The following is a 21,843-nucleotide window of genomic DNA, read 5'->3' on the forward strand; positions in this document are numbered from 1 at the left end:
AATATCCTGTTGAAGGCTTATTGTTACTCTTTGTATAAAATTTTAATGGCCCTTATGCCAAGGCTTACCTAGCCACATGGGTTCGTACATTTTTAGTTTTTGTTTATTTTTACTTAGCATAATCAGTACTATAAGCGTTGCACCATAAGGCAGCATGGCCAGTAAATTAGAATCCACCGCTAAGCCAAGCGCCTGTGCCACTAAGTGCATAATGCTGGCAAAACCAAATAAATAAGCGCCTAGCATTACCCGCTCAATTCGCCAACTTGCAAATACCACTAAAGCCAGTGCTATCCAGCCACGTCCCGAGGTCATGTTTTGTGTCCAAAGGGGTGTGTAAGCAAGCGATAGGTACGCCCCTGCAATACCCGCCATTGCGCCGCCAAACATAACGGCTAAATAGCGAGTACGCATTACAGGCAAGCCTAAGTTATTACCAACGCCTGGATTTTCACCAATGGCGCGTACCGCAAGCCCTGCCCTGTGGTATTTAAAAAATAAATAAGCACCAAGTACTAATACCCAACTTAAATACACAATGGCATCTTGCGAAAACAGCGCTTTGCCCAGTAGCGGAATATGCTCAAACCCTGTAATTGCTAAAGTGGGTAAGGCATTAATGGTTTTACCCTCGTAATCAACGCCTAAAAATGCCGACAAGCCCGTGCCAAAAATAGTTAGCGCTAACCCAGCAGCCACTTGGCTAGCATTTAAATTAAGTGCTACAAACGCAAATACTAACGACGCCATAACCCCCACAAGCGCAGCCACGCTAAAGCCTATAAAGAGGTTGTCGCATTGGTACATGGTTATAAACCCTGCCACCGCGCCTAATAGCATCATGCCCTCTTGCCCCAGGTTAAGTGTGCCGCTTTTCTCACATACCATTTCACCTAGAGCCACCAGCAATAAAGGCGTGCCGGTGCGAATAGTGGCGTATAAAATATTTGTGAATACCTCTAAATCCATGTTTAAGATTCCTGTGCGATGGGTGTTAGCTGCGTTTTTTGTTGTTTAAATGGCAGTAACAATTTAATGCGATAACCAATAAGCACATCGCACGAGAGTAAATAAAACAGCATTAAGCCCTGAAAAATGCCGGTAATGGCATTGGGTAGGCCAATTTCTATTTGCGCCATTTCGCCGCCCATATAAATAAGCCCCATTAACAGCCCTGCTAAGGTGATCCCAAGCGGATGTAAGCGCCCTAAAAAAGCCACAATAATTGCGGCATAACCATAACCGGGTGATATTTGCGGCACTAATTGCCCTATAGGCCCAGCCACCTCGCCAGCCCCTGCAAGCCCAGCTAACCCGCCACTTATTACCAATACACCAGCAATTAAAAGCGCACGTTTATAGCCCGCCATTTTGGCCGCCGATGCATCAAGCCCAAGTACTTGTATTTGAAAACCCACAAAGGTTTTACTAATAAACACCCATGTGGCACACAGCGCTAATAGCGCAAATGCAAGCCCTAAATGAAGGCGAGTACCCTCAAATAAAACCGGTAGTAAGGTGCTATCGCCAAATAAGGCGCTTTCAGGAAAGTTATAGCCGTATGGGTCTTTTAATGGCCCGTGTACTGACCACAGCAACACATTAACGGCAATGTAATTGAGCATAATGGTGACTAAAATTTCGTTGGTGTTTAAACGTAATTTCATAAAGGCAGCTAAGCCTGCCCACAACATGCCACCGGCAATACCTGCAAGTAATGTAAGCCCTAAGGCAAAGGAACTTGTAGAGTCAACAAAGTTAACAGCTACGGCACTGGCGCATACGCCGCCAATAAGTAGCTGCCCTTCAGCACCTATATTCCACACCGACGCCCTGTAACACAGCGCTAAACCATAGGCACATAATAAAATTGGAATGGTCATTACTAATAGCTCGGTAACGCCGTACCAGTCAGAAATAGGCGCTATGAGTAAGGTATATAAGGCATTAATCGGGTCGTGCCCTAATAAGGCAAACACCACATAACCTGTTATTAAAGTGAGTAAAATGGCTAAAACAGGAGAGAGATAACTCCATGTGTTTGAGCGCTCTACGCGGGGTTCAAGCTTTATCATGCCAGCGCTCCTTGCGGTGTTATTTTTGCTGTGTTGCTTTTAGTGTCGTGATTAAAATCGCCCGCCATCCACTGCCCTAATTGCACAAGTGGTACACAGTCGGTATTTAAAATAGGCGATAGTTTGCCATCGCAAATTGCGCCAATACGGTCACAAATTTTATAGAGCTCGTCTAAATCTTCTGAAATAACCAGTACTGCACAGCCTTCGTCGCGCAGCGTTAAAATTGCCTCGTGAATGGCAACTTGCGCGCCAATATCTACACCCCAAGTAGGGTGCGACATAACCAGCAATTGTGGGTTTTGCTCAACCTCTCGGCCAATAATAAACTTTTGCAAATTGCCGCCCGAAAGGCTTGCTGCGTGAGTACGGTTGCTGGGGGTTTTTACGTTGTATTTTTTAATGATTTTGTCGGCGAGTTGGCTAATTTTTTGTTTTACTAAAAAGCCTTTTTTAACTAAACCACTATCAAAACTGGTAAGGAGTGCATTGTGCACTAAGTCCATATCGGGTACTGCGCCGCGCCCTAGTCTGTCCTCGGGTACGCATGCAAGCCCAAGCCTGCGCCTTTTTAGAGGGCATAACGCATCAACAGCGGTATTTTTAAATTTTATTGCGTTGCTATTTTTTTGCGGCTCCTCTCCCGAAAGCGCCTTTAATAGCTCCTCCTGCCCATTACCGGCAACCCCTGTAATACCGACTATTTCGCCTTGTTGTACGGCAAAGTTAATATTTTTAAGCGCAATATCAAATAACGCCTGCGCACTGGTAGATAAGTTATCGACTGTTAAAAAATCACCTGTGCCAGTCGCTCTGCGCGTTTGGTTACTTATTGGTGTGCTGTCGCCTACCATTAAGCGAGCTATTGATTCGCTGGTTTCGTTTTTAGGAATGCAATGCCCACTTACCTTGCCGGCGCGCAAAATAGTGGCGCTGTCGCACAGCGCAATAACTTCATGCAACTTATGGCTAATAAACAACACCGAGCAGCCTTCTTTTTTAAGCGAATGCAGGGTTTTAAACAGTGCATCTACTTCTTGCGGAGTGAGTACCGAGGTGGGTTCATCTAAAATAAGCAGTTGAATATCTAATAATAAACACCTGACTATTTCTACTCGTTGGCGCTCGCCTGTTGAAAGCGTAGACACCAATCTATGCGGGTCCAGCGGCATGCCGTACCTAGCCGATGTTTTACTAATTCTGCTGGCAAGTGTGCTGCTATGCCCTGCTAAATCGCCCAGCGCTAACGCGATATTTTGCGCAACTGTTAGGGTTTCAAATAACGAAAAATGCTGAAACACCATACCTATGCCTAATTCGCGGGCATCGGCGGGTTCTTTTATGTCCATTTTACGACCATTAAAAAACATGTCCCCTTGGTCAGGTTTAACTACACCGTAAAGCATTTTCATTAACGTGCTTTTACCCGCGCCGTTTTCACCAAGCAGGGCATGTACCTCACCATGTTTTATTTTTATTGTTACGCCGTCGTTGGCTATACATCCGGGGTACTGCTTTGTCATTCCCTGCATAGTAAGGCGGTATTTATTGTCCATTATTTAAACCTTTCTTTGTGCTTGTTGGTTAAATAAGCTAGCCTAGAAACTTAGCTGACCAAGCGGTCAACAATGGCATGGTATCTGCAATTAACTTACCAAGATGAAAAAGTTTTTTTCTTACCTGCTTAAAAACAACAAGAAAAAAAATACGCCAAGCCTTTACACATCAGGGCTTTATAAAAGTTAAGGGGGTCTGTGTGATTACGTTTTTATTAAATGACACGCCAATAGAAGTAGAAGAATGCGCGCCGAATCTCACCATTTTGGACTGGCTTCGCACCAAAAAAGGGAAAATGGGCACCAAAGAAGGGTGTGCAACAGGCGATTGTGGCGCATGCACAATTTTAGTTGGCGAAGAAAAACTAAATTCAAACGGTGAGCCAGTTTGGCACTATAAAACCATGAATAGCTGCCTGCTTTTATTAGGTAATGCACACGCAAAACACATAGTAACCGTAGAGGCTGTAACAACTGGGCTTTACCCTACACTTAACGATTTACACCCAGTGCAACGCGCATTGGTTGAGTGCCATGGTTCGCAATGTGGTTTTTGTACCCCTGGCATAATAATGAGCATGTTGGCGCTTTATATTAATAACCCGAGTTACCCAGGTAAAAAAGCCGCTATTCATGCGCTAGGGGGTAATTTATGTCGTTGTACGGGTTACAGCCCTATTTTACTTGCAGTTGAAAAAGCTTATAGCTACGAGCGTAAAAATGAGCCTTACTCTGCCATGGCGGCACAATTTAAGGCATCACTAAATATAGGTGATGACATTCCTTGTTTAAAAAATGGCTCTCGTACGTTTTATTTACCGCAAAGTGCAGCGCAACTTGTTGAGCTTAAAGCGCGTTACCAGCAGGCACACTTGGTTGCTGGTGGCACCGACTTTGCCATTGAGCTTAGCCAAAACATGCTATTGCCCGATATTATTATATCGCTTAGCCAAACCAGTGAGCTGTGCACTTTAACCGATAACAGCGGCGAGCTACATATTGGTGCAGCACTCCCTTACAGCCAGTTTGTAGACGCTTTTTACGATTACTACCCAGAGTCTAAGGAGCTGTTTGAACGCCTTGGCTCTAACCAAGTACGTAACAGTGGCACCTTAGGTGGCAGCATAGGAAACGCCTCTCCTATTGGCGATCCAGCCCCTTTATTAATCGCACTTAATGCCACTTTAGATTTATTAAGCGCAGCAGGCACACGTACAATAAACGTGGCCGACTACTTTGTTGATTACAAAAAGACAGTCATTAAAAGCGATGAAGTCATTAGCAAAATTACCGTACCTAAACGCCCAGACTCGTTAAAGCTTGCGTGTCATAAAATTTCAAAACGCTTTGAAGATGATATATCTACTGTGTGTTTAGTGCTGTCTATAGAGCAAACGCAAGGCGTAATTAACAGTGCCCGCTGCGCCATGGGCGGCATGGCCGCAATACCCAAACGCGCCGCGCACATAGAGCAAAAGCTTAATGCTCACCCCTTGCAAGTAAGCACGTTTATAGATGCCGCTAGTGCTATAAATGATGACTTTGCTCCCATGAGCGATGTACGCAGCAGCGCGCATTACCGCACTACGGTAAGCAAAAACTTGCTACAGCGTATTGGTATTGAGTTTTGCGGTGCACAGCCAAGCAGTAAAAATAATAACAACATTGCCATTACGAGGATTTCACATGCGTCACTTTGAAATGGATAAACTAAAAGCCCAAGGTGGAAGTGTTGGCCAATCTAAGTATCACGAAAGCGCAATAAAGCAAGTATGTGGCCATGCAAACTACGCCGACGATAACCCAGAGCCCCATGGCTGCTTGCACGCCTACCCTGTGCTTGCGCCTATTACCAGCGGCTTTATTAAATCAATAGATACAAGTAAAGCGCTTGAAGTGGCAGGCGTTAAGCGTATTTTATCGGCTGATGATGTACCCGGTAAGCTTGATATTGGCCCAGTATTCCCTGGCGATGTGCTATTAACCAATCACGAAATTCAATATCACGGGCAACCTGTGCTGGTAGTAGTTGCCAAAAGCTACGCCATTGCGCGCCGCGCTGCTCGCTTAGTGGTTATAGAATGCGAGCAAACCAGCCCCATACTTGATATTAAAGAAGCGATTAAAAAAGAGCACTGGGTAAGGCCGCCACATTCACTTAACCGCGGTAATAGCGAGCAAGCAATAAATAATGCAGCTCACCAGCTTACAGGCGAAATACACATAGGCGGGCAAGAACACTTTTACCTTGAGGGACAAATAGCACTTGCTCAGCCCGATAACGACGGTGGGATTCATGTGCAATGCTCTACGCAGCACCCAACAGAGGTGCAGCACTTAGTTGCTAAAATTTTAAAAAAGCCATTTAGCTTTGTAAACGTAGAAACCCGCCGTATGGGCGGAGCCTTTGGCGGTAAAGAAACCCAAGGCGCACCGTGGGCTTGCCTTGCAGCACTTGCTGTTTACCACCTTGGCTGCGCCGTTAAAATGCGCCTAGCTCGCAGCGACGATTTTAAACTTACCGGTAAGCGCCACCCATTTTATAATCAATACCATGTAGGGTTTGACGAAAATGGCCTAATTGAAGGCGCTGATGTAACCGTAAACGGGTTCTGTGGCTACTCCCCTGATTTGTCTGATGCCATTGTAGACCGCGCCATGTTTCATGCCGATAACGCTTATTACTACCCAACTGCCACCATTAAGGGGAATCGCTGTAAAGTAAACACTGTAAGCCACACTGCATTTAGAGGATTTGGTGGCCCGCAAGGCATGATCATGGCGGAGCTAATAATGGACGACATTGCCGCTAAATTAGGTAAAGACCCACTTGAGATCCGAAAACTTAATTTATACAAAAAAGGCCGCGACACTACGCCGTATCATCAAACAGTGGAGCAGCATATTTTAAAAGATATGATTGCCCAGCTTGAGGAGTCGGGTGATTACTGGGCACGAAAAGAGGCGATTAAAGCCTTTAATGCATCATCCCCTATTATAAAAAAAGGCCTTGCGATGACGCCGGTTAAATACGGTATATCGTTTACCGTACAACACTTAAACCAAGCGGGAGCACTCGTGCATGTTTATAGTGATGGCTCGATACATTTAAACCATGGCGGCACCGAAATGGGCCAAGGCTTAAACACAAAAATAGCGCAAATAGTAGCCCATGGCTTTGGTGTTGATTTTGACGCAGTAAGCATAAGCGCAACCCGTACCGACAAAGTACCCAACACCTCGCCAACCGCCGCCTCAAGCGGTACCGACTTAAACGGTATGGCGGCGCTAAACGCGGTAAACACCATAAAAGAGCGCTTAATACACTTTATAAGCGAACACTTTGAGGTAGACAGCCAAAGTATTGTATTTAAAGACAACCTCATAACCTTTAGCAAAGGCGAAATTAGCTTTAGCGAACTTGCAAACCTTGCTTACATGAATCGTATATCGCTTTCATCAACCGGTTATTACGCCACGCCTAAAATTCATTACGATAGAGCCAAAGGCGAAGGCCGCCCATTTTTTTACTACGCTCACGGCGTAGCACTCAGTGAAGTAGAAGTAGATACGCTGACAGGTGAAAACACCGTAACGCGTGTTGATATACTGCACGATGTGGGCAGCTCAATTAACCCTGCACTTGATATAGGCCAAATTGAAGGGGCTTTTGTGCAAGGTATGGGCTGGCTTACCACCGAAGACTTACAATGGAATGATAAAGGCCAGCTTGCAAGCTTTGGCCCAGCTAACTATAAAATTCCTGCAATTGGCGATACCCCTGCCGAATTTAATGTAAATTTATATAACTCGGCCAATCCAGAAACCACCGTATTTAGATCAAAAGCGGTTGGCGAGCCGCCGTTTATGTTGGCCTTTAGTGTGTGGAGTGCTATTCGTAATGCTATAAGCAGTGTGGCCGATTACAAATACACCGCCCCACTTGATACACCTGCCACACCTGAGCGTGTATTAAATGCAATTGAGCAAACCGCTAGCTGGTTTAAGGAGCAGCAACATGGCTAATTTAAATGAATCGTTTCAGGGTTTTCATACGCAAAATTGGGCGCAAGCTATCAACGAGCACGAACAAAGCGGCACTAACTATGTTATTGCCACTGTGCTTGGCACCAATGGCTCAACCCCACGTGGCACAGGCTCTAAAATGGTAATAAGCGGCGAGCACATTTACGACACCCTTGGCGGTGGTCACCTTGAATACGTAGTAATAGAAAAAGCACGCGAGCTACTTGCCAAAGGCGAGGCCGCCCAAGTGATAGAGCAATTTAACCTAGGCGCAAATTTAGGCCAATGCTGCGGGGGAGCTGCCACTGTTATGCTTGAGTGCATGCAATGCGAGCGCTTTACCCTCGACATATACGGCGCAGGCCATGTAGCACAGGCGCTTATTGGTATATTGGCGCAATTACCGATGCGCATACGCTGGATAGATAGCCGCGCCGATGTATTCCCACAAGTTATTCCTAATAACGTAATAAAAGTGGTTGATGAAGAACCAACAGAGCAAGTAAAACGCGCGCCAAAGGCTAATAATTACTTAATATTAACCCATAACCACCAGCTCGACTTTGCACTTACACAAGCCATTATTAAACGCGCTGATGCTAATTGGCTTGGTGTAATTGGCTCAGATACTAAAGCAAAACGCTTTAAACAGCGCTTAGCCCATCGCGATTTTACCACCGAGCAAATAAAGCAAATGACCTGCCCTGTCGGGCTTGAAAATGTAACGGGCAAGCTCCCTATGGAAGTAGCAATATCAATTAGCGGGCAGTTAATTGGCCTTTATCAGGCTATGCAAACCCATGCGCCCAAACGCCAAGGCTTGCAATGGCGTGCACTTAAAAATGCCTTAATTAGCACCACGCACGAGGAAGAAAACGCATGAGTAGCTTAAAAATTAATAACCTAAATGCAGCGCAAGCGCATCAAGCATTAGAGCATTGTTGCGCCGCCCCTAACTGGGTAAGCGGTATGCTAAATATCATGCCATTTGAAAATAAAGAGCACTTATTTAACAGCGCTCAAAGCGTATGGGATAGCCTAGGCGAAAGCGATTATTTAGCCGCTTTTGAAGGCCACCCGCAAATAGGCGATTTATCAACTTTAAGTAAAAAGTACGCCGCTACAGCGCAAAAAGCGGGGCACGAACAATCAGGAATGAGTAAAGCAAACGAGCAAACCCTTAAAAAAATGATTGCGCTAAATAAAGAATACCTCAGTAAATTTGGCTTTATATTTATTGTGTGTGCCAGTGGTAAAAGTGCTGAGCAAATGCTTGAACTTATTGAGCAGCGCATACACAACACCCGCAGCACAGAGCTTAATATAGCCGCGGGCGAACAAGCCAAAATAACAAAAATAAGATTGGAGTCATTGCTATGAATAAAAGCCCTATCACTACCCATATTCTCGATACCAGCACAGGCAAACCGGCTGAAAATGTAGCTGTACAATTGTTTTTACTCACTAATAACGAGTGGCAATTAATTGCTCAAGGTAAAACAAATAGCGACGGGCGAATTACCGACTGGCTCAACACAGACTTAGAATTTGCCACCTATAAACTGGTTTTTGACTTAGACAGCTATTATGAAAACCAAGAAACACCTGCGTTTTACCCAGAGGCGCAAATCACCTTTAGATTACAAGATGAAAAACACCATCATATTCCGTTATTGCTTAGCCCATTTGGCTACTCAACGTACAGAGGCAGCTAATTATGAGCACCCACAACAATAATAAAATGACGGTAATTTGTGCCAACATACTCGATTTTGTTGACGACCCCGCCATAGCCGGCGAAAGCGCCCATCGCTATTTTGAAAAAGGCGTGTTAGTTATTCAAAACGGCAAAGTGGTTAACCTTGGTTACGAGCAAGACATACTGCCAAGCATTGATAAGTCAGCCACTATTATTCGCCACGATGGCAAACTGGTAATGCCCGGCATGATAGACACGCACATACATTTACCACAAACCGAAATGGTTGGTGCGTATGGCGAGCAGCTTTTAAGCTGGCTTACCGAATACGCCTTCCCCACTGAAAAAAAGTTTACCTGTGAGCATTATTCAAAAGACATATCTAATCGCTTTTTAGATGAGCTACTGCGTAATGGCACCACTACCGCATTGGTATTTGGTACTGTGCACCCGCAATCGGTAGATGCGTTTTTTAACGAATCTCAAAAACGTAATTTACGTATGATTGCCGGTAAGGTAATGATGGACAGAAACTGCCCAGATGACTTATCAGATTGCGCGCAAACCAGTTACGATCAATCAAAAGCACTGATAGAAAAATGGCACAATGTTGATAGATTAAGCTATGCAGTAACGCCACGTTTTGCGCCCACATCTACCCCAGAGCAACTACAAAAATGTACTCAATTATTAGAAGAATACCCCGACACCTACCTGCATACCCACTTATCTGAAAACAAAGACGAGTGCGAATGGGTAAAAGGGTTATTCCCAGAGGCTGATGATTACTTAGGCGTATACGAGCAAGCTAAAATGGTGCGAAAACGCTCGGTATTTGCCCATAGTATTCATTTATCTGAGCGCGAGCTTTGCTGCCTTGCAGATAACAACGCGGCTATATCGCACTGTCCTACCTCTAACTTATTTTTAGGCTCGGGCCTTTTAAATTTAAAGAGATGTGAAGAGCATGGAATAAATGTGGGTATGGGTACCGATGTTGGCGCAGGCACAAGTTTTTCTATGCTACAAACAGGTAACGAAGCGTACAAAATTCAGCAGCTACAGGGTCAAAAGTTCTCAGCATTTAAAGGGTTTTATTTAGCCACCCTAGGCGGCGCACGTGCCCTTGATTTAGAAGGCACCATAGGTAACTTTAATGAAGGCTGCGAGGCCGACTTTATTGTAATGGATTACGCGGCCACCTCGTTTTTAAAGTTCAGAATTGGCCATGCCAAAACCCTTCACGAACAGCTTTTTGCCATGATGATGCTAGGCGACGACCGCTGTATTGAACAAACCTACATTATGGGTAAAAGCGTGTATAAACGCGACCAACAAACCCAGTTTGCACCCACACCCGATTTAGAAGAGGCATAACCCGATGGAAAACTATTTATTTGAGCTTGCTCATTTGGTGTTTAGATACTTTCACGTGGTAGCAGGTATAGCGTGGATTGGCGCCTCATTTTATTTTGTGTGGCTTGATAATAACTTACAAACACCGCCACAATGGAAACGAGATAAAGGCATAAAAGGCGATTTATGGGCTATTCATGGCGGCGGCTTTTACGAAGTGGCTAAGTATCAAAATGGCCCAGAACAAATGCCCTCTACCCTACATTGGTTTAAATGGGAGGCCTACACAACCTGGATCAGCGGCGCGCTGTTATTTACGCTGTTATATTATGTGGGCGCAGATGTGTATTTACTCGATGCCAGTAAAAGTGAGCTCAGTAAGTTTGCAGCTATTGGTGCATCACTTGGTTTTATAGGCTTAGGCTATGGTGTTTATCGGTTATTGTGTAAAAGCCCGCTTGTTGAAAATGGCAAGGCATTTATTGCCCTAGGTGTAGGCTTTTTAGCGTTATGGACGTATGGGGTTGATCAGCTATTTAGTGACCGCGCAGTGTATATTCATGTTGGTGCATTAATTGGTACCTGTATGGCCGGTAATGTATATCACATTATTATGCCTGCACAGCGCTACATGGTAAGCGAAATAGAAGCTGGGCGCATTCCTGATTCAGCGCCGGGCTTAAAAGCAAAGCAGTGCTCAGTCCATAATAACTACGCCACCCTACCAGTTATTTTTATTATGCTAAGTAACCATTTTTCGTATACCTATAGCCATGAGTTTGGTTGGTTAGTGCTTATTGGCTTTTTTATTATTGGTATGTGGATACGCCACTTTTTTAATTTAAAGCACCAAGGTGTTAATAAGCCTTCAGTACTAATAAGCGGTATTGCCGCGTTTTTTGCGTTAATGCTAGCCATAGCACCGTGGCCAAGTAGCTCTGTAAACGCACAAAATGATCTACAAGCAAGTATAAGCGATGCACAAGCGTGGGATATTGTTAATAAACACTGCACACAGTGCCACAGTGAAACACCTACATCAAAGCTTTTTCAAACCGCGCCGCTCGGCTTTAAGCTCGACTCACTTGCTGATGTAAAAAAAGCCAGTGCACTTATTCATACTCGCGCCGTTATTACCAAAGATATGCCATTGGCAAATATGACCAAAATGACTGATGCAGAGCGCGAATTGCTTGGCACTTGGCTTAGCGCAGTAAAAAAGGAGCAGTAATATGAGCGAGCAATTTAAACATTACCCGCGCGATTTAATTGGTTATGGTGCACACACTCCGCATGCCAATTGGCCTAATAAAGCCCGTATAGCCGTGCAAGTAGTGTTAAATTACGAAGAAGGCGGTGAAAACTGTGTACTGCATGGTGATGCAGCAGCCGAAACGTTTTTATCTGAAATAGTCAGCGCTCCCCATGTAGAAGACCGCCACATAAGCATGGAGTCTATTTACGAATATGGCTCGCGCGCAGGCGTGTGGCGCTTACTAAAACTCTTTAAAAAATACGATATACCGGTCACCATTTTTGCTGTGGCAATGGCCCTTGAGCGCCACCCCGATGTAGCTAAAGCCTTTGTTGAAGCTGGGCACGAAATTGCAAGCCACGGCCTGCGCTGGATTAATTATCAACATATAGATAAACAAACCGAGCGCGAGCACATGCAAAAAGCCATTGAAGTCATTCAAACGCTTACTGGTAAAAAGCCCACAGGCTGGTACACCGGGCGCACAAGCCCTAACACAGCAGCCCTTGTGGTAGAAAATGGCTCGTTTTTATATGATGCCGACGATTACAGCGACGACTTACCCTTTTACAGTATTAAAGAAGGTAAGCCACAGCTAATAGTGCCCTATACACTTGATGTAAACGACATGCGCTTTGCTGCAGTGCAAGGCTTTAATGCCGGCGATCAGTTTTATAATTATTTAAAAGATGCATTCGATACGCTATACGAGGAAGGCGACCCACAAGGTGAAAACGCCCCTAAAATGATGTCGATAGGGCTGCATTGTCGCTTAATTGGCCGCCCTGGGCGCATTAAAGCCCTTGCACGGTTTTTAGAATATGCTAAATCGCATGAGCAAGTGTGGTTTGCCACGCGCGAACAAATAGCCGAACACTGGCTTAAAACTCATCCGTATAATACCAATCCGCAATAGTACTTAATCATTTTCAGGGGCTAAACGTATCGCTATCTGCGTTAAAAAATTCTCATTTAGAACAACTAAATAGCGAATTTTTTGCCTTGCTATCAACACGTTTATCCATCCTCAAAATAGATCATATAATTATGCGCATTGGTATAATAAAGCCTAGATGTGAGCCGTTAAAACTAAACTCTAAGAGCTTATTAGATTTATCGTAAAACAAAAAAAGCCCAGCAGTGCTGGGCTTAAGGTCACTTTAGGAGTAGTTAGTTAAATGACACTGTAATGATGTTAGAACATACATTTTCAGTTACACATAATTGATAATCGTACGATGGTAATGTAGCACCACGTACGTAGTCGCGGTAACGGCCGTTGTCTGATGTGGTATCAACCAGCTCACCGTTACGGTATACGCTTAATGACTCAGCGCCAACACGTTCCCAACTTAAATCTACACGCATAGTATCAAGGCGAGATTTATTAGCGCGTTTAAGGGTAAGCTCAAGCTCTACATCACTTACTACAACCGTTTGCGTTGATGTGCTTGTATTGCCTTCGCTGTCAGTTACGGTTAGTACAACATCATAATTACCAGAGGCTGCATACACATGCATTGGGTTTTGATCAGATGATGTTGCTCCATCACCAAACTCCCAGCTCCACTGTGTAATATCGTTGTTTGCATCCGTACTTGAATCAGTAAAGTTAACGGTTAAGCCTTGTGTTTCTACATCAAAACCCGCACGCGGTGGTTGTGGGCTAACTTCACCAATAGCGCTTAATGTAAGAGACCAAGTATTAATGGTACCCGTATCGGCTGCTGCGGTATCTTCAACGTGTAGCGTCCAATCACCTGTTGCCACTTCACCGTTAAATGACTCAGACGTAAAGCTTCTCACTATGTCGTCGCTTGAACCACCCACGTTGCTTTGTAGCGTTACTTGCGTGCCTTGTGCTGATACTAGCTTAACCACTAAGTCGCCTGAGTAAGTATGCGTAATATCAACATCCGCTGTTGTACCAAACACAGTTAAATCATCAGGTACATTAATTACTGATACGGCGCCCACTGGCGAGTTATCAGGAATATCAACACTTGCATTACTGCTGTAGGTAAAGTCGTTTAGGCCTACCGGTTGAATCATTAATTTAACTGACTGCTGTTTAACAATTTCATCCGCTGTTGCAGTAACGGTTAGCTCGTATTCACCCCACTGTGTATCAGTGTCGGTTTCAACGTTAAGCATTACTTCATCACCAGGGCGAGCCGTGCTAGCCGACAAATAAGCGCCGCTTAATGTTGATGATAGTTCAAGCGTTACTTCTTCATCCCACTGGGCAATTGAGCCAATGGTAAATGTGTAATTTGTAGCTTGGCCCGCTACAATTTGTTGCGTAAGTGGATTGGCTGAAATTTTAAAGCCAGGTGTAGGATCTGCATCAATAAGTGCTTGGTTAACATTAAGGCGCGTACCTGCCACCGTTACACCTTGCAGTGCAGCGTTTGCATCGCCAGAGCTCATTAGTAATTCTTTAAGCTCTTGTGTGTTAAGTTCTGGGTTAATAGATAGCACTAACGCTGCAGCGCCAGCTACATGAGGAGTCGCCATTGATGTGCCTGAGTAAGACGCATAGCTCTCACCTGGTGTAGTAGATAAAATTGCGCTACCAGGGGCGCCCATATCAACGCTGGTTAAACCATAATGCGAAAACCACGAAATATTATCGGTTTGATCCGTACTTGCTACAGATAACACGCTCGCGTTTTCGTAGTTAGAAGGATAATGCGGGTTTACATCGTTATCTATGGTGTCGTTGCCCGCTGCCGCTACAAACAGTAAATCGGCTGCTTCGCTTGAGGCAATTGCATCGGCTAATGCTTGGCTATAACCGCCACCGCCCCAGCTATTATTTAAAACACGTAAGTTAACACCGGCATTTTTAAGTCCTACCATGTAATCAATACACTTAATTGCATCTGATGTTGAGCCATTACCTGCAGCATCTAAAAATTTACACCCTACCATCGATACTTCGTGGTTAACGCCTACAACACCTGTTGCGTTATTACCGCTTGCGCCTATGGTGCCCGATACGTGAGTACCATGGCCTTCATCATCCATAGGGTCACCAGTGTTGGTAATTGCATTAATACCGTGCACGTCATCTACAAAGCCGTTACCGTCGTTATCGATGCCATCTCCAGGCACTTCACTGCTATTAACCCACATATTGCTAGCTAAATCGCTGTGGCTATAGTCAATACCGGTATCAATTACACCTACCACAACATCGCGGCTACCTGTAGAAATATCCCATGCTTCTACTGCATCAATATCAGCATCAGCAGTACCGCCTGTTTGGCCGTCGTTATTTAAACCCCATAACTCATCAAAGCGCGGATCATCAGGCGTTTGAGCAATGCTTACTTGGTAATCAGGCTCAACGTATTCAATCGCTTGGTGAGATTTTAAGCGCGCAATGGCTTCTTTAGTACTCATGCCCGAAATTTTAAACTTAGCTAACCGCCCAGAAAGTAAAGACTTATAGTTATCATCAATTTCATCAGCATTTACATCTGAAATTGTTGCTTTAACTAACGAACGCGCTTGTTTACGCATTTGTGCTGATGCATTTTTTTTGTATTTAACAATTACTGCATCACTACTTGCTACAACAGGGTGTTTAACACCTGCATCAGGTAGTTTTGCAGCAGCTAAACACGGGAGTAAAGCAAGAGTGATAATAGATAATTTTGTTTTCATTGTTCTATCCATAGTTGGTTTAACTTAGCCGTACTAAGTAAGTTTACTTACAACTTCAAATACAAGAGGATCACGTGGCATAGAACTAGAAAACTAATAAATATGGATTTACACAAGTCAAAAAATAACAAACAACTAAAAATCAACATTTTTAACCAGACTGATTAACAAAAAAACATACAACACAGTCATTTTTATGAAATACCACTCGCCATTTTTACCTTTTTAAGGACCAAACATTTTTACTAGTTTTCCTTCCTAGTTTTGTTCCTATATGGATACTTTTTTATAACTTTATGAAATACAGAAAAAATAAAATTGGTAAAAAAAGATGATTTAAGTCCTTCGCCGGGGAGAATACAGTGAAGGTGTTCTTACAAAAAAGTTTAGCCACTTTATGTTTAATAAAAATGACAGGCTTGAACTTAGCATTTGTAATAACAAACGATTTACAAAATCAAATTAACAGTGGATCACACCATTATTTCAGCACGGCATGCTGAGCGAAAATATCTTATTAAAATTTATAACACTTAAGGTATTTGATTTTACTATTTCAAGGAGAATAATAATGAAGTTGAATAAAACACTTTTAAGCTGCGCTGTTGCATTAGCAGTCGGTACCAGCTTTGCCTCACACGCAGATACACAAAACAAATCAGTGTCTAGCTCGCAACTAAGTACACAGGTATCTACAGAGAGTCTAGAAAACAGCTTAACCCTGAGCCAAACTTCAAATGAAAATAACGCGTTTCTTTATCAAGAAGGCGACAGCAACACCATGCTTGTGACCACAACTGGTAACAATAACGACACTGAAGTTGTGCAAAGCCAATTTGGGAATTATGCCGAAGTAACAACAACTGGCGATAACAACATGCAAGTGTACTCGCAAGATGGCGTTGCTAATGGGTTTATTTCTGAGGTAACAGGTAACAACAACATGTTATTTGTTAGCCAATTTGGCCAAGGCTTTTTCGTAAATAACGAAGCGATTAACATCGTAACCGGTGATGACAACCTTATTGATGTAGAGCAAGGTAGCGGCGGCCACTGGTTCTACAACATGGATATGCAAGGTAATGCAAATGAAATCATGTCTTTACAACAGGGTGAATGGCATGAAGCAGAAATCACTATGCTTTCAGGCGATGAAAACACACTTGATTTAGTTCAAGACGGCTACTGGGATACCTTTAAAGTAAGCAGCTTACAAGGTAACGACAACGAACTTGATGTTGAACAAAACGGCGACCGTAACGCTGTAGCATTTAGTTCAATTTCTGGTGATGCAAATGAAATTGAAATTGAGCAAGATGGCTTAACAAATGCAGTAACGTTTGCAGCTGTTGTTGGCGATGATAACCAAATAGATTTAGATCAAGAAGGTTCATTAAATACAATTGAATCAAACTTATTTGAAGGTGCAAATAACGAAGTGACAGCAACGCAAGTTGGCGCTGAAAACTTAATGACAGCCGATTTAATTGGCGATAACAACGAGCTAACTTCACTACAAAACGGTGACTTTAACGAATCTTACATGGGTGTAATTGGCTCTGATAATGAGTTTTCAACCACTCAAGTTGGCGACTTAAACTCTGTTCACCTTGCTAACTTTAACGGCACAGATAACGATGTTGATTTAGTTCAATCTGGTGATGAAAACGTCATGCTGGTGCAATCGTCGTACCCTGATGTATCGCTTACATCAAACAATAACGATATTGATATTGCCCAAAGTGGTGCTCAAAACGAAGCAGTTGTTACGCTTGCGGGTATTTTAGATAGTAACGATAACCAAATCGATATTGCGCAAGATGGCATGTTAAACCTAGTCGATATGATGGTTGAAGGTAGTAGCCACAGTATTGATATTTCACAAGAAGGTGAAGGTAACTGGGTAAGCGGCGTTGAGCAGTCAGCCTTTTTAGTGGGCGGTGAAAACGTATCGTTCACAGTTACTCAAGTAGGTAACGATAACCTTGTTGAAGGCTCAGTAATTGGCTACGACAGCACGGTTTCTGTTACGCAAATTGGTGATGGCAACACAGCAACAATTACGCAAATGTAATTATTGAGGTGGGGAGGTTAACCCTCCCCATTTTACTATGAAAATAAATATTCTCTTACGTTACTACCTACTGAGTTTTTTTCTGTTTTTTTCTTCGCTAAGCAATGCTGCGCAAGAACTAGAAATAGATGGCTTACTGCTTGATAGAAGCATTAGTCGTTTTGGCCATCAATTTTATTACGAGTTTTCAAATTACTGGCGAGATCTCCCTTCAACCGCTGGTTTTAATATAGAAATAAGAGAAACAGTAATACCAAAAGCTGGCACAAAGCTTTCGCTAATTATGAATAACCAACTCGTGTATGTAACCTATTTAGGACGTAGATTAGCGCCCCTCGACGAACGCGTTGAGCAAGCTGTTTACACTGTAATAGACGCGATGGCACGCTCAAATATGGCAACATCGTCACCCGATATGGCAGTAAATGGATGGTAAAATGAAAAAAATAGCACTTATAATAATAACAACACTTAGTTTTTCAGCCTCGGCAACTGAAATTATTTATACCCCAATCAACCCAAGCTTTGGTGGTAACCCACTCAATGCCACTATGCTGCTTAGTAAAGCGCAAGCGCAAAACAAACACAAAGCCCCAACCATCGAAAAAGGCTACGCCGAGCAATTTCAAGACTCATTAGAGCGCACGTATTTAAACCGCATGGTAAGAGAAATTACCGATATGGCGTTTGGCGAAGAAATTGAAGACAGCCTATTTGACCAAGACTCAATATTCATGAGTGGCGATTATCAAATAGAAGTCATCACCAGCACAACCGACACTATTACAGTAAAAATAACCAATATATTAGATGACTCTGTCGTGATCATCGAAGTTCCGAGGTTTGGATAATGCGCAAAATACTCATAACAATAACTCTATTAGCCATAACTGGTTGCTCAAGTATGGGAAACTTAATCCCTCCCTCACAGCAAGTCGCCACCACATTAGAACCCACTGAAATATTTAGTGATTTAAAAAACTTACCTAAACCTGTAGGCAGTATCCCTGTGTCTGTGTACTCGTTTAGAGATCAAACAGGCCAATACAAGCCGCAAACTAATGTTAGCTCGTTTTCAACGGCAGTAACGCAAGGTGCTAACTCTATTTTAGTGCAAGCACTGCACGAGTCTGATTGGTTTACACCGGTTGAACGCGAAGGCTTACAAAATATTTTAACAGAGCGAAAAATTATTCGTGCAGGCCAATCTGACAACCCTAACCAACCAGATTTACCGCCCCTAACAACCGCTAAAATAATTTTAGAAGGCGGTATTATTAGCTACGATACCAATGTAAAAACAGGCGGTTTAGGAATGGAATACTTTGGTATTGGCGCCTCTGAGTTATACCGTGAAGATGCAATATCTATATATTTACGCGCAGTTGATGTTCGCACCGGCCAAGTATTACTTAGCGTAGCCACCAGCAAAAAAGTACTTAGCCAAGAAATGCGTGCAGGATTTTTTAGGTACGTAAGCTACAAACGCTTAGCCGAAGCCGAAGCCGGCTTTAGTGATAACGAACCGATGAGCATATGTGTAACCCAAGCCATTGAAAAAGCACTCACAGACTTAATTACAAAAGGAATTGATAGAGGCTTGTGGGCACAAAAAGCAGCGTAATACCAATGCGCAATAACACTTGATTAAGCGAATTGGTATAAGGCTATAATTTAAAAACTAAAAAGGCTACATGATGTAGCCTTTTTTATATGAGTGTATACAACAATCGTGTTTTAAAAAATTGCTATAACTACTTAGCCATAGGTAATAAAACCGATATGTAACGCTGAGCCCAATTTGCCAATTCAACACGGTTACGAGAATTGGTTTTTTTAAAGGCACTATACAAATGCGTTTTAACGGTGTGGTCACTTATATTAAGTTTATCGGCAATGGCGTTATTGCTCGCCCCTTGAGCAATTAAGTGAATAACCGATTTTTCACGTTTAGTAAGGTGCGCATAATCCCCTTTTTTTAGGGTGATATCTTCTTGTAGGCTATTAAACGAAGAGGCAACCGAGAGAATATCTGAAAACGCTTTTGATATAACCTTTCGCGTAAACCATAACTCGCCTGCGGTTATTCTAACTAGCCCTTTAAAAATAGTTTCTGGTGCATCTGATTTATAAAACACACCATTGAAATGATTTAACAGTAGGTTTTTTTCGCACACGGCATTGGGCTCTACATTAAATAAGACAACTTTATGCTTTTTAGCGAGGCAAATTAAGTCGGCAGGCAGCAAATCTAACCAGTTATTTTTAGCGCCATCAATTAAAAATAAATCAAACTTGTCCCTTTTCTCGTTTTTAGGGATCACGTCGTCCATTTTAATATCGCCAAAAATAGCTTGCATGGTTTTTAATATAGTTGTGTAGCTTTCACAGTGAAAAGAAGATTGAAACGTGGTTTTTACAAAAACGGCGTGTGGTTGTAGCATAGATTTCTTCCTTGAAATGTTTACACCACATTACCGAATTTATTAACAACTTACAATGCGCCCTTGGTATTATTCATACACGGCATAAAACAATCACCAATTATATTTAGTTAATAGTTACAATAACTTAATGATAATGAATGAATTATTTTCATATAAAATACTGCTCTGATCAGTCCTCACATAACGTATAAAAGCGTGAGGTAACCCCGTTAGTCCAGCCAAAACCTTGCTGTACTACGTATTCTCCGCCCCCTGCTTTTAATTGAGGCACGCACACATTGTATTTTTCTAGTAGGCACTGATTAACAGAAAAGTCGTTTTCTACCATTGTTAGCCAGTTTTGCATTATACGTTTACTAAGATCACTAAAACCGTAATTATTAAGCCCTTTTACAGCAAACCACTGCAGCGGAGCCCACCCATTAGGGCTATCCCATTGCTGTGATGTAGAGGTAACGGTAGTAACTATGCCACCAGCCTTTAAAAAGTCGCGGCTTAGTCGCTCGGCAATATGTTGAGCTTGTTGCTCAGACGCTAAGTTAAAAAATAATGCAGTACTTGCGGCAGCGCTTAACACCTTAGATTGACTCGCTTTGTGATGATTATAATCAACAAAAAAGTGTTGTTGCTCACTCCACATGTATTTATTAATCAGTGTGCGGCGAGCTGCTGCGTAGTCGCTAAATAAATCGGCTTGTTGGCTATTACCTAGCAGCTTATTAAACTTACTAAGCTGTTTTTCTAGGTTATAAAGCAAACAATTAAGATCAATGGGTATTATATCGGTCGTTTGTATAGAGCTAAGTGAATCAGGCTCAGCTAGCCAGCGAGAACTAAAGTCCCAGCCTGATTCACACGCTGCGCGTATATGTCGATAAAAGTCGGGCTTTTTATGCTCAGCTAAGCCCTCTGCGAGTGTCAGATCTTCTCTCAGGGATTCTGCCCTAGGGGTTGCTTCATCGTCCCAATAACGATTTAGCTTGCCACCGCATGGCATTTTTACAACTCGCCTTAGTGTCGTTTTCTCGTTAGTAAGCTCTTCTGCGCCTTGCATCCAAAACGCATACTCTTTTTCAAGCGCATCAACACATTTTTCAAGCCACGCTACATTATTGGTTTTGTTGTGTTCGTGCTGCCATAGTAATTCAACCATAAGCGCTAAAATAGGTGGCTGTGAACGCGATAAGTAGTAACTGCGATTGCCATTTGGAATACACCCATAATCGTTTATAAGGTCGATAAAGTTTTGCAGCATATCTTCAACAATTTCAGGTTTATTAGCATCCATTAAGCCAAGCGCTGTAAAGTAGCTATCCCAGTAGTATATTTCCTGAAAACGCCCACCAGGCACAATGTAGCTATGCTTTAATGCTAATAAAGAATCGGCTTTAGGTTTATCAGCCGCCCGTCTCAAACCATGCCACAAAGAGTTAATGTAGTGTTTAACGCTTGCGGTATCTGGCTCACTTTGCATACGGAGTAAGGGGATCGTAATAAAGTGAGCATTTACAAACTCTTTTAATTGGGCTTGATTAAGCGGTGCTACTTGCTCGTAGTGTTTACACGCACTTTGCCAGCTGTTTCGTGCAGTTGCATCTGCAAATGTTTTACAGTCATCAAAAATATGTTGGGTCTGTACATCTTTAAATAACTGGCTCTCAAAAAAATTCATAACAATCCTAA

General features: G+C 42.9%; 18 protein-coding genes. 12 read left to right on the plus strand and 6 right to left on the minus strand.

Translation table 11 applies throughout. The features are described from left to right. Nucleotides 1–42: 42 nt before the first annotated feature. The 3 genes from PSH50_RS14335 to PSH50_RS14345 are packed head-to-tail and all read right to left on the minus strand — an operon-like array spanning nucleotide 43 to nucleotide 3,631. Complete coding sequence (locus PSH50_RS14335) at nucleotides 43–969, minus strand: ABC transporter permease (RefSeq protein ID WP_273609795.1); 927 nt, start codon at nucleotides 967–969, stop codon at nucleotides 43–45. Nucleotides 970–971: 2 nt separating this feature from the next. Then, a complete protein-coding gene (locus tag PSH50_RS14340; RefSeq protein ID WP_248451954.1) occupies nucleotides 972–2,075 on the minus strand; it encodes an ABC transporter permease in 1,104 nt (367 codons plus the stop codon). Then, nucleotides 2,072–3,631 (minus strand): ABC transporter ATP-binding protein, encoded by a 1,560-nt coding sequence (locus PSH50_RS14345; RefSeq protein WP_273609796.1) that lies wholly within the window; start codon nucleotides 3,629–3,631, stop codon nucleotides 2,072–2,074. Before PSH50_RS14345 ends, PSH50_RS14340 begins: the two co-directional genes overlap by 4 nt. A 200-nt stretch (nucleotides 3,632–3,831) precedes the next feature. On the opposite strand from PSH50_RS14345, the gene xdhA reads away from it, so the two are divergent. From xdhA to puuE, 8 genes are read left to right on the plus strand one after another with little or no spacing between them, the layout of a single operon-like run. Next, entirely contained in the window at nucleotides 3,832–5,331 is a 1,500-nt protein-coding gene (xdhA, locus tag PSH50_RS14350) for a xanthine dehydrogenase small subunit (protein ID WP_273609797.1), read from the plus strand. Then, a complete protein-coding gene (gene xdhB, locus PSH50_RS14355) occupies nucleotides 5,318–7,657 on the plus strand; it encodes a xanthine dehydrogenase molybdopterin binding subunit (protein ID WP_273609798.1) in 2,340 nt (779 codons plus the stop codon). The genes xdhA and xdhB overlap by 14 nt, the downstream gene beginning before the upstream one ends. Next, nucleotides 7,650–8,540, plus strand: a complete 891-nt coding sequence (xdhC, locus tag PSH50_RS14360) for a xanthine dehydrogenase accessory protein XdhC (RefSeq protein ID WP_273586950.1) — start codon at nucleotides 7,650–7,652, stop codon at nucleotides 8,538–8,540. Before xdhB ends, xdhC begins: the two co-directional genes overlap by 8 nt. Further along, nucleotides 8,537–9,037 (plus strand): 2-oxo-4-hydroxy-4-carboxy-5-ureidoimidazoline decarboxylase, encoded by a 501-nt coding sequence (gene uraD, locus PSH50_RS14365; RefSeq protein ID WP_248443438.1) that lies wholly within the window; start codon nucleotides 8,537–8,539, stop codon nucleotides 9,035–9,037. Before xdhC ends, uraD begins: the two co-directional genes overlap by 4 nt. After that, entirely contained in the window at nucleotides 9,034–9,372 is a 339-nt protein-coding gene (uraH, locus tag PSH50_RS14370) for a hydroxyisourate hydrolase (protein WP_273609799.1), read from the plus strand. Before uraD ends, uraH begins: the two co-directional genes overlap by 4 nt. A gap of 2 nt (nucleotides 9,373–9,374) precedes the next feature. Next, the gene (guaD, locus tag PSH50_RS14375) at nucleotides 9,375–10,733 is read left to right on the plus strand and encodes a guanine deaminase (protein WP_273609800.1); all 1,359 of its coding nucleotides are present in this window, start codon (nucleotides 9,375–9,377) and stop codon (nucleotides 10,731–10,733) included. Between the two features lie 4 nt (nucleotides 10,734–10,737). Then, entirely contained in the window at nucleotides 10,738–11,943 is a 1,206-nt protein-coding gene (locus tag PSH50_RS14380; RefSeq protein ID WP_273609801.1) for a urate hydroxylase PuuD, read from the plus strand. 1 nt (nucleotide 11,944) lies between these two features. After that, nucleotides 11,945–12,883, plus strand: coding sequence for an allantoinase PuuE (puuE, locus tag PSH50_RS14385; protein ID WP_273609802.1), 939 nt, complete (start codon nucleotides 11,945–11,947; stop codon nucleotides 12,881–12,883). A 254-nt stretch (nucleotides 12,884–13,137) separates the two neighbouring features. Here puuE and PSH50_RS14390 read toward each other — a convergent pair whose 3' ends face one another. Then, nucleotides 13,138–15,639, minus strand: a complete 2,502-nt coding sequence (locus PSH50_RS14390) for a S8 family serine peptidase (RefSeq protein WP_273609803.1) — start codon at nucleotides 15,637–15,639, stop codon at nucleotides 13,138–13,140. Between the two features lie 571 nt (nucleotides 15,640–16,210). Here PSH50_RS14390 and PSH50_RS14395 point away from each other — a divergent pair. The 4 genes from PSH50_RS14395 to PSH50_RS14410 are packed head-to-tail and all read left to right on the plus strand — an operon-like array spanning nucleotide 16,211 to nucleotide 19,337. Beyond that, complete coding sequence (locus PSH50_RS14395; RefSeq protein ID WP_273609804.1) at nucleotides 16,211–17,713, plus strand: curlin; 1,503 nt, start codon at nucleotides 16,211–16,213, stop codon at nucleotides 17,711–17,713. 37 nt (nucleotides 17,714–17,750) lie between these two features. After that, complete coding sequence (locus PSH50_RS14400; protein WP_004587048.1) at nucleotides 17,751–18,149, plus strand: curli production assembly/transport protein CsgE; 399 nt, start codon at nucleotides 17,751–17,753, stop codon at nucleotides 18,147–18,149. Next, on the plus strand, nucleotides 18,139–18,564 hold the full coding sequence (locus tag PSH50_RS14405) for a curli assembly protein CsgF (protein ID WP_004587047.1): 426 nt from the start codon (nucleotides 18,139–18,141) through the stop codon (nucleotides 18,562–18,564). The genes PSH50_RS14400 and PSH50_RS14405 overlap by 11 nt, the downstream gene beginning before the upstream one ends. Further along, on the plus strand, nucleotides 18,564–19,337 hold the full coding sequence (locus tag PSH50_RS14410) for a CsgG/HfaB family protein (RefSeq protein ID WP_004587046.1): 774 nt from the start codon (nucleotides 18,564–18,566) through the stop codon (nucleotides 19,335–19,337). Before PSH50_RS14405 ends, PSH50_RS14410 begins: the two co-directional genes overlap by 1 nt. A 130-nt stretch (nucleotides 19,338–19,467) precedes the next feature. Here the strand turns inward: PSH50_RS14410 and PSH50_RS14415 are convergent, their stop codons facing one another. Together PSH50_RS14415 and treF are read right to left on the minus strand one after the other, a co-directional pair. Beyond that, on the minus strand, nucleotides 19,468–20,157 hold the full coding sequence (locus tag PSH50_RS14415; RefSeq protein WP_064387111.1) for a response regulator transcription factor: 690 nt from the start codon (nucleotides 20,155–20,157) through the stop codon (nucleotides 19,468–19,470). A 172-nt stretch (nucleotides 20,158–20,329) separates the two neighbouring features. Continuing rightward, nucleotides 20,330–21,832, minus strand: coding sequence for an alpha,alpha-trehalase TreF (gene treF / locus PSH50_RS14420; RefSeq protein ID WP_273609805.1), 1,503 nt, complete (start codon nucleotides 21,830–21,832; stop codon nucleotides 20,330–20,332). Between the last annotated feature and the right edge of the window lie 11 nt (nucleotides 21,833–21,843).

The organism is Pseudoalteromonas sp. Angola-7 (genome assembly GCF_028599255.1).
Taxonomy (GTDB): domain Bacteria; phylum Pseudomonadota; class Gammaproteobacteria; order Enterobacterales; family Alteromonadaceae; genus Pseudoalteromonas; species Pseudoalteromonas atlantica.